9 protein-coding genes are annotated in these 12,693 nt (G+C 60.8%); 4 read left to right on the top strand and 5 right to left on the bottom strand.

From position 1 onward, the window contains the following. Window positions 1-75: 75 nt before the first annotated feature. Window positions 76-666: an ester cyclase gene (locus tag ASG35_RS15645; RefSeq protein ID WP_056359042.1), complete on the top strand. Its 591-nt coding sequence runs from the start codon at window positions 76-78 to the stop codon at window positions 664-666. Between the two features lie 32 nt (window positions 667-698). After that, a complete protein-coding gene (locus tag ASG35_RS15640; RefSeq protein ID WP_056359039.1) occupies window positions 699-1,424 on the top strand; it encodes an SDR family oxidoreductase in 726 nt (241 codons plus the stop codon). Window positions 1,425-1,433: 9 nt separating this feature from the next. Here ASG35_RS15640 and ASG35_RS15635 read toward each other — a convergent pair whose 3' ends face one another. Continuing rightward, entirely contained in the window at window positions 1,434-2,564 is a 1,131-nt protein-coding gene (locus ASG35_RS15635; RefSeq protein WP_156393187.1) for a glycosyltransferase, read from the bottom strand. A 453-nt stretch (window positions 2,565-3,017) separates the two neighbouring features. Between ASG35_RS15635 and ASG35_RS32690 the strand changes: the two genes are divergently transcribed. Both ASG35_RS32690 and ASG35_RS15625 read left to right on the top strand, forming a co-directional pair. After that, on the top strand, window positions 3,018-6,188 hold the full coding sequence (locus ASG35_RS32690) for an autotransporter family protein (RefSeq protein ID WP_056359035.1): 3,171 nt from the start codon (window positions 3,018-3,020) through the stop codon (window positions 6,186-6,188). A gap of 224 nt (window positions 6,189-6,412) precedes the next feature. Then, a complete protein-coding gene (locus ASG35_RS15625) occupies window positions 6,413-7,180 on the top strand; it encodes an SDR family oxidoreductase (protein ID WP_056359032.1) in 768 nt (255 codons plus the stop codon). 127 nt (window positions 7,181-7,307) lie between these two features. On the opposite strand, the gene ASG35_RS15620 is transcribed toward ASG35_RS15625, so the two are convergent. The 4 genes from ASG35_RS15620 to ASG35_RS15605 form a co-directional block, all read right to left on the bottom strand. Next, window positions 7,308-7,517, bottom strand: a complete 210-nt coding sequence (locus ASG35_RS15620) for a hypothetical protein (protein ID WP_056359030.1) — start codon at window positions 7,515-7,517, stop codon at window positions 7,308-7,310. Between the two features lie 218 nt (window positions 7,518-7,735). Next, window positions 7,736-8,368 (bottom strand): response regulator, encoded by a 633-nt coding sequence (locus tag ASG35_RS15615; protein WP_056359029.1) that lies wholly within the window; start codon window positions 8,366-8,368, stop codon window positions 7,736-7,738. Continuing rightward, a complete protein-coding gene (locus ASG35_RS15610; protein WP_056359028.1) occupies window positions 8,365-10,401 on the bottom strand; it encodes a response regulator in 2,037 nt (678 codons plus the stop codon). Before ASG35_RS15610 ends, ASG35_RS15615 begins: the two co-directional genes overlap by 4 nt. Then, the gene (locus ASG35_RS15605; RefSeq protein ID WP_056359027.1) at window positions 10,398-12,563 is read right to left on the bottom strand and encodes a hybrid sensor histidine kinase/response regulator; all 2,166 of its coding nucleotides are present in this window, start codon (window positions 12,561-12,563) and stop codon (window positions 10,398-10,400) included. The genes ASG35_RS15610 and ASG35_RS15605 overlap by 4 nt, the downstream gene beginning before the upstream one ends. Window positions 12,564-12,693: the final 130 nt, after the last annotated feature.

The raw sequence follows: 12,693 nt of genomic DNA, 5'->3' as shown, positions 1-12,693 counted from the left end.
ACGTCTCACTGGCTCACGCAATGGTTTTTACGCGACGCGGGAGCTGCCTTAAACCCATATCCAAGGAGAAATAAAATGCCGCTTCTGTTCAGAACGCTCAAAAATCACATGATCGCCGCCGCGCTTGCAGTCGGCGCTTCAGGCGCGGGTTTCGGGCTGGTTCAACCGGCTTTCGCCGAGAATGCCGCGAGCGCGGCGAGTGCGGCCCTCGTCGAACCGGCGACGCTGATCGTGGATCACAGCGTGCCCCGCGCGCAGGCCAAGGCCCAGATTCTCGCGGCTCGCCGATACGACACGTTCTGGACCAGCGGCAACGAATCGCTCGCCCGCGCTGCGCTGAGCACGGGTTTCATCGACCGGACGCTGCCGCCCGGCCGGCCGCAAGGGATTGATGGACCGCTGGCGGCATCGAAAGTCGTGCACGCGGCCGTTCCGGACATCCATTGCGATGTCACGCAAATGATCGTCGCGGGCGACCGCGTGGTTTCGCATCTGCACTTCACCGGACATTTCACCGGCGAATTCAAAGGCGTGAAGGGCAACGGGCACGTGGTCGATTTCATCGCAACCGATATCTATCGCGTGGCAGATGGCCGTATCGTTGAGAACTGGCACCTCGAAGACAACCTGACGTTCCTTCAGCAGCTTGGCGTCGTCGCGCGTTGAGATCCAAAACCTGTCTACATAGGAGTCTGGAAATGATCACATTTGAATCGAAGAATGTATTGATTGTCGGTGGTAGTTCGGGCATTGGCGCCGCCACCGCGAGAGCCTTCGCCGAACTGGGCGCGCAGGTGACGATCGCCTCGCGTAACCAGGAAAAGCTCGACGCAAGCGCGGCCGAGATCAAAGCGAGTACGGGATCGACTGTTCGGACGGCCGTGCTCGATACCGGCGACGAAGCCGCGGTCGAACGCTTCTTCGCTGAGACGGGACCGTACGATCACGTGGTGGTATCGGCGGCTCAAACGCCCGGCGGCCCCGCACGCACGCTCGCACTCGCCGATGCCTATACCGCGATGGACAGCAAGTTCTGGGGCGCATATCGCGTGGCGCGCGCTGTGCGGATCAACGACGGTGGTTCGCTCACGCTCGTCTCAGGTTTCCTGAGCGTACGGCCAAGCAAGAGTTCGGTGCTGCAAGGCGCCATCAACGCCGCACTGGAAGCGCTGGCGCGCGGCCTTGCGCTCGAGTTGTCCCCGATACGCGTGAATACGGTTTCGCCAGGAATGATCGCCACGCCGCTGTGGTCGAAGCTCGGCGACGAAGCACGCCAAAGTATGTTCGATAACGCGGCGGCCCGTTTGCCGGCGCGCCGCGTAGGGCAACCGGAGGATATCGCCAACGCCGTGATCTATCTTGCGAGCACGCCCTATGCAACAGGTTCGACCGTGCTCGTGGATGGCGGTGGCGCTATTGCATAGCTATCCGAATCAAGCCCTGGCTAGCGGTGTGACTCCTTCCTTCATCTCGGCATTGCGCAGCATCTGCTGTGTCAGCACGACATGCTGGCGGGCGTAGCCGCGTGTGGTCAGTTCTTTCGATACCAACTCCTGTTGAGCGCGGCGGATGCGTTCCGTCGTGCCTTCGGGATCGGCGCCCAGAGCGGCAACGATCTCGCGCAGCGCGCCTGGATTGTGAACAGGGACGTATGACACGGCATCGTGCGAAAAATAGTCCGTCAGACCGCCAATGTCCGTGGCAACGACCACCTTGCCCGCCATCACGCCTTCGAGCACCACCGTGATCCCCGATGCATGATGGTTGGGATGCAGCGGCACCACGATTACATCGGCCCATTCATAGAGCTTGCGTTGCTCGTCTATACCGGACACCGGCCCGACCACGACGTTATCTGCGGCGCTTGGACGTGAGACCTTGCGCTGCGTGGCAAGTCGTGCGGAAAACCGCTTGTCGTTCTCGAAAGCTTCCATGAAGGTCTGCCAGTCGCGATCCCGGTCGTTGCCGATTGCGGCAACCCGCAACGGACCATGCGGACGCCATTGCGAGACCGGCTGCAACGGAAAGTCATCCGTGCTGATGCCATAAAGCACGACGGTTGCATCGCGGTTCCAGAACTCTTTCACGAGCGCGGCGTTGTCAGTGGTGAGCGTGGTGAGCAGGTCGGCGCGGCTCAACAGCTTCTTGTAGATGGCGCGCTTGAATCCGCCGAGCGATTTCCACACGTCGAGCAACCAGACACTTTGCGCGAGCAACAGCGGCTTGGGCCCACGCTTGAGCATCAGCAACAACGCGGCGGACAAATATTCGCGTTCGGTATGCGTCCAGATGACATCGGATTCGAGCAAGGCTGCGCGATTGCGAAACGTATGGATCAGATCGCAACCGAAGAGCGCTTTAAGGCCGCGCCGGATGGAGCGCATTGCGCGTCCTTCGTCGTGATCCTGCGAATACGAAAGCGCAACGTTTTCAGATTCGGCGTAGTGATATCCATACAGGCAACCCACGTTGTCATCTTTGCGATAACGGCTCGGATCAACGCCGTAATACAGATGAACATGGACCTTTACCGGCACGCTGGCCACAGTGCTCTTCGATCCCATCTATCCCCCGAATAAAAAACGTCTGGCCCGAACGTCGAAACGCTGGCTACGCTAAAAAGCGCATCGTACAGCGCCCGCGGGCATCGTCCAGCACGACCTGCAATGCAGCGTAGGGTAGACCACATAAACCGGCGTGCCTCGCGCCTTATGTTCGGCAACGAGCAAACAGGACAAGCAGTTTCTGCTAGTGCCCGCGCACGCATTAGTCCCGTATTCGTGGCGGTTCTTGTTTTTGATCCCGGCTGTTTCGCGGAACGCAGCCTCTGTTTGCAATCTGGTTTGGCACTGGCCGACACGTGTTGCGCATCTAGTTGCACGGCTATAAGCGGCACGACACATAGCGTGTGTCGTTGCTTTGGTTTTGAAGCACAACTGTTCGCCTCGCAACATTCATCGCGTGACCCCGGGCGATAAATTCCGCTCGCATTCAAATAACAAACACCGGGGCGTACCATGTCAAATCCTGTTCGTACGCGAGCGATCTCGCTTGCACCGTCATTGCTGCTCATTCCGTTTCTTCTCAATCCGATTGCTGCGGCAGCCGCATGCGCAGTGAACGGCCAAAGCACTATTTGCAGTACCGGATCGCCGAGAACAACGACGATCGGCACGGGCGATGCGCCGGGTAACGACGACCGCACGGTTGTCGTCAAGCGAGGCGCGCTCGTCAACACGCAGGATGCATCGGCAATCAGTCTCGCCGACCGCGCCAACGTCACCGTGAAGTCCGGCGGCACGGTCAGCAACCATGCAGTCGAGTTGCACGGCAACTACGGCACGGGCACCAATACAATCGAGTTCCGCGACAACGGCACGCTGACCGTGGAAGCCGGCGGCAAGGTCTTGTCCAAAGGCACCGAAGACATTGCCGAAGCCGTGAACCTGCAGGGCACGGGCAACGTCATCAGGAACAGCGGCTTGATCCAGGCGAAGAATGCCGCGGCCATCTGGTTTCAGAACACGTCAGGAAGCAACACGGTCATCAATACGGAAACGGGTGTGATCGAAGCACCGGTCAACGCGATCGGATCCAGTGGAGATGGCGCTGTCGACTTCACGAACAAGGGCAAGGTGATTGGCAACCTTCTGTTCTCCGGCGGCAACGACACCATGCGCATCTATACCGGATCGACGGTGCAAGGCGCCGTCGACGGCGGCGCGGGGATCAACCAGCTGATCCTCAGCGGCGCGGGCAACGGCACGCTGGATACGTCGGTGAGCGGGTACATCTCGAACTTCCAGACACTCATCAAGGACGATACCGGCACGTGGACGCTCAACGGCATCCTGCCCGACGTTCAAACGGCGGAAGTTGCAGCGGGCAAGTTGATCCTGACCGGCGACAACAGCGCGTACACAGGACAGTTCACGGTCGATGCCCCCGGCACGCTCGAAGCACGCGCGCAAAGCTTGCCATCGGCGATAACGGATAACGGGCTCGTGCGCTTTGCACAGACCGACGACGGCACGTACGCGGGATTGTTGAGCGGCACGGGTTCCATCGAAAAAACCGGTGCGGGCACGTTGATGCTCGCGCCCTCGGCGGCAGGCGGCAACACCTATTCCGGCGGCACGCTGATTACGCAAGGCACGATCAACATCGGCGCCGATAACGCCCTGGGCGCATCCACAGGCGGCGTGGCCTTCAACGGCGGCACGCTGCAGCTCGGCAACACTTTCGACCTTGCGGCCACACGTGCCATCACAATCGGCGCGGATGGCGGGACCATCGACACGCAGCAGTTTTCATCCACGCTTTCTCAGGCCGTGACCGGCGCGGGCGCGTTGACGAAGCTTGGCAGCGGCCAGCTCACCATGAATGGCGCGAGCACTTACGGCGACACGAACGTGCTTGGCGGCACGCTCGCGGTCGGCGACGCGCAACATGCCGGCGCCACGATCGGTTCAGGCACGACGACCGTTGCCGATGGCGCGACGCTCGGTGGCTTCGGCACGGTGCTGGGCTCGGTGAACAACTCGGGCACCATCGCGGTCGCGAATGCGCTGCCGGCGTTCTCGGCAAGCACGACGGGTTCGTTCCTGATCCACGGCAACCTCACGAACAACGCCACGATCAACCTCGCGGCGGCATCGGGCACGACGGGCAATGTGCTGAACGTCAGCGGCAACTACGTGGGCAACAATGCGAAGCTGATCGTCAACACGGTGATGAATGAAGGCGGTGCTGCATCGAACCAGTTCACGGACAAGCTCGTGATCGGCGGCAATGCAAGCGGCGATACGACCGTGATCGTGAAGCCGACGGGACTCGGCGCGCTGACAGTCGGCGACGGCATCAAGGTCGTGCAAGTGAACGGCACGGCTGCATCGGGTACGTTCCACATGGCGGCGCCGGTTCAGGCAGGCGCGTATGAATATTTGCTGTACCAGGGCGGATCGGGACGGCCGAGCGACTTCTACTTGCGTTCATCGCTGGAAAATCCGCCGGTTACGCCTCCGGTCACACCGCCTGTCACGCCGCCTGTGACGCCGCCCGTGACACCGCCCGTGACACCGCCGGTCACGCCGCCAGCAGTCACGCCGCCGGTGACCACGCCGCCCGTCACGACGACGTCCACTCCGCCCAACGACACCCCCGTGCTCGGCGGTACAGGCACGCCGCCAACGGCGCCGACAGCACCGGCACCGATTGCGTATCGTCCGGCCGTGGTGGGTTATTCGCTGACGCCGTCGCTGAACATCGACTACGGTTTCGCGATCCTGAGCCGCCTGCATGAGCGCGTGGGCGACATCGCGAATCTCGAGAAAGCACAAGGCACGCACGATAACGGCGTGTGGGGACGCATCGGCGGCCAGAACCTCGATGCGAATTCAGGCGACCGTTTCTCCGCGGACGAACGCACGTTCTTCGCGCAGTTCGGCAAGGACTGGACGTTGGCACAGAACCCGGCAGGCGGCAGCACGCACGCAGGTGTCACGCTGACGATCGGCTCGACCTCCGCGACCTTCGAGGACAGCGCGCGCAGCCTGAACCCGACGCTCGGCACAGGCACCGGTTCGGTTGAAACGCAAGCACAATCGCTCGGCGGCTACTGGACGAAGTACCTGAAGGACGGCAGCTATTTCGATGCCGTCGCGCAACTGACGCACTATCGCAACAAGTACGGCGATGTGTACGGCGGCGGCGCTTCGCAAAACGGCTACGGCACGGGTCTTTCGGGCGAAGTGGGCAAGCCGTTCCTGATTGGATCGACGACGATTGCCATCGAACCGCAGGCGCAGTTGATGTATCAGTACCTGCATTTGAATGGTTTCAACGACGGCATTTCGCCGGTCGGAAGCACATCGAGCAACGCGTTGCGCGGCCGCGCCGGGTTCCGCATCTTCAAGGCGAACCTGAGCAACGACACGAAGACGGGTGCATTGACGCCTTACTTCACGGCAGACGTATTGCACGACTTCCTGACGCCGGGCAACACGACGGTGGACGGATCGACCTTCAACGGCGCGTTTTCGAAGACGTGGTACGAGCTCGGCGTGGGACTGACAACGAGCATGGGCAAGTCGTCGGAGATGTATGCCAACGTGAAGTACGCACGGAACATTGGCGGGGATTATCGCCGGGGCGTGTTTGGTCAGGTCGGATATAAGTTCAGCTGGTAAGAACAACACAACAGCCTGGCTTTGAGCAGGGGAATCGCGAACTTAATGTTCGCGATTCCCCCGATTTTTTTGTCGGCCGCTTGTTGAGCCCCTGCAGCGATGTGAAAATAAGGCGATCATTCGGGCAGTCGCGCAGGTTTGCCGTACGCAATACCTTACGATATCCCTGTCGCCATTCAAGTGTTGTCCAATAATTCAGAGACCCATTTCAGGAGAGCATTGCCGTGAATTCAGAATCCGACCGTCGCGAGCGCATCGCCATTGTCACCGGAGCGGGCGCCGGCATTGGCCGCGCTGCATCGCTTGCGTTATTGCAGGACGGCTGGACCGTGGTAGCGGCGGGACGCCGCCTCGAACCGCTCGAACAACTTGCCGCCGACGCGCCCGAAGGCAGCCGCGTGCTGCCCTGCCCGTGCGACGTGGCCGATCCCGACGCCGTGAAAAAATTGTTCGCCACGGCAGTCGATACATACGGCCGCATCGACTTGCTGTTCAACAACGCGGGGGTATCGAACCCACCGGGACCGTTCGAGGATTGGACCGTCGAGCAATGGAAATCGGTCATCGATATCAATCTCAGCGGCATGTTCTATTGCATCCAGCAAGCGTTCCGCGTGATGCGCGCGCAGACGCCCATGGGCGGCCGGATCATCAATAACGGGTCGATATCGGCTACATCGCCGCGGCCGAATTCCATCGCGTACACGGCGACCAAGCATGCCGTTGAAGGCATGACGAAATCCGCCTCGCTCGATGGCCGGAAGTACGATATTGCGGTGGGCCAGATCGATATAGGCAATGCGCAAACCGATCTTGCCGCGCGCATGGCGAAGGGCGTGCCGCAAGCGAACGGAGAAATTGCCGCCGAGCCCATGCTCGATGTGAACATAGTCGGGCAATCGGTGCGTTATATGGCAAGCCTTCCGCTGGAAGCGAACATCCTGTTCCACACGGTGATGCCGGCGAAGATGCCTTTCGTGGGTCGCGGATAACTCATTACCGCAACCTATCCGCGTTGCCATGCGAAAAAAAAGCGCCATGCGAACATGGCGCTTGAAAATTCTAGCTTCCGAGGGGATGGGCTAGAACTGAGAGACGGTCAGCGGGATTCGCGCGCGCTCAATGCATGACGCAGAAAAATGCCAGCACGGCATCGTCGGGACTCAAGCCGACTTCAAAATATCCTTGCAAACGCTCAGCGGTCGGGTCGTCGAGCCGAAATGGCGGGTGTATGAAATTCGCCGCCACCGCGCGTTCGTACCAGAGGCTTATCCATTCCTTCAGATCAACGAGCAACAGCTCTTCAGCCACTACAGATGGGATGGCCATGAGATCTCCGCAAGCTTGCCGGGGCGACGTTGTGAACGGAACAGGGATATGCCGCTGAAATGCGAGCTACGCACCGCGCTTAGCACGCGTGCACGCATCGTTTCATATAGCTCCATGTTAGACACCCAACGTCGATTCGCCAGTCGGCGGAAGCGGATTTTCCCCTAGGTGATTCCTGATTCTGCTATCAGGATTTCCTGACACGGCTGAGTCGATCGTTATTCCGTGACCAGCCCGTGCCTCACCGCGTATCGGATCATTTCCGAATTATTGTTCAGTCCGAGCTTCTGCATGAGGCGCATCTTGTGCGTGCTGATTGTCTTGGCGCTAAGCGACAGGGCATCGGCAATATCGTTGATGCTGCTGCCCGCCGCCAGCATTTGCAACACCTGGAATTCGCGATCCGACAGGATCTCGTGCGGTGGACCATCGTTGGACGGAGCATCGAAGACAATCGCGTCCACGAGCTTCGGATCGATGAACCGTCCACCCGCCGCGAGCTTGCGAATGGCCGCGAGCAGCACCTCGAGGTCACTGTCTTTCGTGACGTAACCGGTCGCGCCCGCACGCAACGCGCGCGATACGACCTGCCCTTCGTTGTGAATGCTCAGCACGAGTATGGGCAACGCCGGTTGCTCGGCACGTACACGCCGAATCAGGTCCATACCGCTGATGCCCGGCATGGTCATGTCGAGCATCAGGAGGTCTACTTGACACGCTCGCAGCTTGTCCACCACGTCGGCGCCGTGCGCCGCTTCGCCGACCACCTGGATATCGGTCGTGGTCGCAACGATCTGCTTGAGTCCGCTTCTTACGATGGCGTGGTCATCGGCGATAAAAATACTGATCATTGTTCCCGTCCGCCATCGAGCGGTAAATGAATCGATACCATGGTTCCCGCGCCCGGCGCGCTGTCTATCTGCAGCGTCCCGCCAATCAGCCTCGCGCGTTCGCTCATGCCGAGCAGTCCATACGAATAACCGCCTTGCGCGGAATCGGCGTCGAAGCCTTTGCCGTCGTCGCTTACGCGCAGATCCAGAGCGACGCTGCTGCTGACCAGCGTGACGGTCACGCGGGACGCGCCCGCATGCCGCGATACGTTCGTCAGCGATTCCTGGACGATGCGGAACACGGCAGTTGAGAACGCATCCGCGAGCACGGGTTCGCCGCCGCGCACGACGAGTTGGCACGGCATGCCGTTGCGCCGCGCGAAGTCTTCCGCAAGCCATTCGAGCGCTGATACAACGCCGAAATTCAACGCAGCAGGCCGCAAATGGCTTGCGACGTTGCGCACCATCCAGATCGTCTTCTCGACCAACTCGCGGATATCGTCGATCTTTCGCGTGGCTTCGGGATTGTTATCAGGCCGCGTGTTTGCATCGGCGACGAGACGCATCTTCAGCAACGCGACATCCATTTTCAGCGCGGTCAACACCTGCCCGAGTTCGTCGTGGATCTCCATGGCGATGCGCCGCCTTTCCTCCTCGCGAATCGCTTCCAGATACGCCGACAGTTCGCGCAAACGCTCCCGCGACGCGAGCAGTTCTTCTTCAGTGCGCTTGCGCTCGGTGATGTCCTGCACCGTTCCGACAATGCCCCACGGTTCTCCCTCGCGCCCTTCCACGTGTTCTGCCTGCAGCCGCACGATCCGCATGGCGCCGTCGGGTCCGACAATCCGGTGATCGATGCCGAACGGCTGCCGCTTGCACACCAGCACACGCACCGCGCGTCTGACGGCGGCATGGTCATCGGGATGGACCTTCGCCAGATAAGCGTTGTAACACGGCCTCACCTGCGAGCACGCCACGCCCAGGATGCGGTAGATCTCGGAGGACCAGTGCGTGAGACCGCGCGCACTATCCCACGCCCAGTCGCCAAGACGCGCAAGGCGCTGCGCGTTCGCAAGGCTCGCTTCGCTCGCCCGCAATTTCTCGTCGGCGGCCTTGCGCGCGGTGATGTCGTAGAGGCCAACATAGATGGCGGGAACGTCGTCGTAGGTCGCCACGCGCGCATTCGCCACGGCCCAGAACGACGTGCCGTCGGGCCGCCGGAAACGCAGTTCAGCGTTATGCAGATTGCCGTCGTTTTGCAATGTACATACGACCGGATCGCGCTCGTTGGGCATTCCGTAATAGTCGACGATATTGCCGGTCGCCTGCCCGACATCCAGAGCGAAGAGCGCTCGAAACGGCTGGTTCATGTAGAGAATCTTGCCGTCCGGCATGGAGGTGATGCAAAGCGGCACCGGACTCGTTTCGACGATCGCCCGAAAGCGCGCCTCGCTCTCCTTCAGACGCACCTCGACGCCCTTGCGCTCGATGATCTCCAGATTCAGGTTCGCATTGGCGCGCGCGAGTTCGTCGGTGCGTTGAGCGACGCGCGCTTCGAGTTCATCGCGTGCCTCGCACAGCTTGCGCTCGGTTTCCTCACGCACCGCTATCTCATGCTGCAATTGCAGATTGCGCGCGACCAGTTGCGCCTGCAGCGCACGCAGCGACAAATGCGTGCCGATGCGGGCGACCACTTCATCGACGCGAATGGGTTTCGTGACGTAATCCACGCCGCCCGCCGCAAGCCCTTCGACTACATCGGCGGCGGCGGACATGGACGTCATGAAGATCACGGGGATGTCGTTCGTATCGCTGTTCGCCTTGAGCCGCGGGCAGGTTTCGTAGCCATCGATACCGGGCATCTTGACGTCGAGCAGGATCAGGTCGGGCTGCGAGAACGCTGCGCGTTCCAGTGCTTCGAGCCCGTCGAGCGCGACCAGCACGCGATACCCCTGATCCTCCAGGCTCTCCACCATGACGCTCAGGTTCGCGGGCATGTCGTCCACGATCAGGACCGCCGGCGCCTCGACTGCAACCGCTGCAATCTCGCTCATGACGTGTGTCTCCCCTCCAGATGCTGTTCCACGATTTGCACGATCGCCTTCGTCCGATAACCCTTCGCCAGCGCGCGCAACTCCGCCGCGAACGCGCCGTAGCGTGCATCGAGATGCGAGATGCGTTCTGCCCACAACACGATTTCACGCATGTTTCCCTGCCGCGCCAGCCGATGCAATGTTTCGAGCTCATCGTGCGGCAACGGCAGATACTGCATTGACAAACTGCTAATTTCGGCGGCCTCGACTATTGGCGTTGGCGCGTAGATCCACTCTATCGATATCACCGAAGCAATCTTCTGCAGCAGCGTGTCGAGATGAAGCGGCTTGACGACAAACGCATTTGCGCCTGCGGCGAGACTGCGCTGTTCGTCGCCACCGGACGGACTCGCCGACATTGCGATGACCGGAACTTCACTCAACCCCGGCAAAAGACGCAGGCGACGGATGGTCTGAAGCCCGTCCATGCTGCCCATGATGACATCGGTGAGAACGAGATCCGGCGTTGTCCGCTGAGCGATTTCGACCGCCTCCGCGCCGCTCTCGGCTTCCTGCATCACGAAACCGGCATGCGACAGCATGGCCACCGCGACCGCCCGATTGGTCGGCGCGTCGTCAATCACAAGCACCGTTTTGCGTGCGCCTGCATAACCCGTGATCAATCGCGCAGGCACCGCCGCTGCTTGCGCAACGGCCAGGAAAGGCGTGGCTGTATCGAGCTCGAACCAGAACGTGCTCCCCTCGCCTTTGCGGCTCTCGACAAAGATCTCGCTGCCCATCGCACGCATCAGTTGCCGGCTGATGCCAAGGCCGAGCCCCGCGCCGCCGCGCTGTCTTTGTTCGTCGCCGGTTTGCTCGAAAGGCTCGAAAATCAGTTCGCGTTGTGCTTCGCCGATTCCAATGCCCGTATCTTCCACCGTAAATCTGACGCGCCCGTCCACGAGCATTGCCACCCGCAAACTCACGCTGCCGTGGTCCGTGAACTTCACAGCGTTCGCAAGGAGATTGAGCAGCACCTGGCGCAGGCGCCGTTCATCGGCGCGGACGGCTTCGGGTGCATTCGGCGCGGCATTGCATACGAACACGAGGTCTTTCTGCTCGGCCTTCACGCCGATGATCTCGCGGATGTCGTTCAGCAGTCCGGCAACCGGCACCGCGACAATATCGAACGGCACCTTGCCCGCCTCGATCCTCGCGATGTCCAGGACGTCGTTGATCAAGGCCAGCAAATGTTCGCCGCTGCGCTGGATCACGCCGAGTCCGTCGCGCTGGCGCTCGTTCAGGCTCGTGTCGCGGCTCAGCACCTGCGCGTAGCCGAGAATGCCGTTGAGCGGCGTGCGCAATTCGTGGCTCATGTTGGCAATGAACTCGGACTTCGCGCGATTCGCCGCTTCCGCCGCATGGCGCGCTTCGCGGCCTTCGGCGGCTTCGCGTTCATCGACATAAGCACGATGAAGCCGCGCCGACATGGCATCGAACGAAACCACCACGCGCTCGAGTTCGTCCGGATGACGCGGCGCTTTGCGTTGCAGCGCGAACGCTTGCGGCGCCTGCCGGAAGTCATAGCTCTCCACGCGCCGCGCCACTGCCGCCAGATGCCGTGTGACGAGACGCGAAAAAATGTAGAACGTGAAAAGCGATACGAGGAACGTATTCGCGGCCTGGCTCAACAAGATGACGAGCGCGGTTTTATACAACTCGCTGTACAGGTTCGCGAGCGTTGCTTCCACTTTCAACGTGCCGATCATTTCCTCATGGCCTTGAACGCGATACACCACCGGAAAGCTGCGCACGATCACCGGACCCAGCGTGCGTTCGCCGGCGGCGACGACCATGGATGTGTCGCTTGCGATGATCTCGGTGACTTCGGCAATGCGGATATCGGGCAGATGAAGAATGCCGTCGAGTTGCAGTTCGAGTTGCGGACGGTCCAGGCGCCATAACGCCTCGCCCAGACTTCCACGATAACTCTCATTGATCTCCGCGAGCCTGCTTTCAATGATTGCCATGCCCCGGTCATAGTCGCGATAAAGCTGCAATGCGGTGAGCGTCAGCGTCACCATGCAACTGAAGAGGACGACGATTCCAAGCAGCCGTAACACGACACTGCTGCGGTGGCGCTCGACCGAATACCACAGTCCGCCAAACGAATTGAGCGCCATATTTTCCGGACCCGCCTGAGTTCTAGACTCGCGTATTTTGCGCTCTCCAATAGCGCGGGTCTAACGAGACGAGTGCACGGAAAAACCATTCTGGAAAACGAGTCGAGGTCGTGAGAATGTACCGAGTACT

The organism is Burkholderia sp. Leaf177, from assembly GCF_001424345.1.
Classification (GTDB): Bacteria; Pseudomonadota; Gammaproteobacteria; order Burkholderiales; family Burkholderiaceae; genus Caballeronia.
This window is presented reverse-complemented; position numbering and strand designations above follow the sequence as displayed.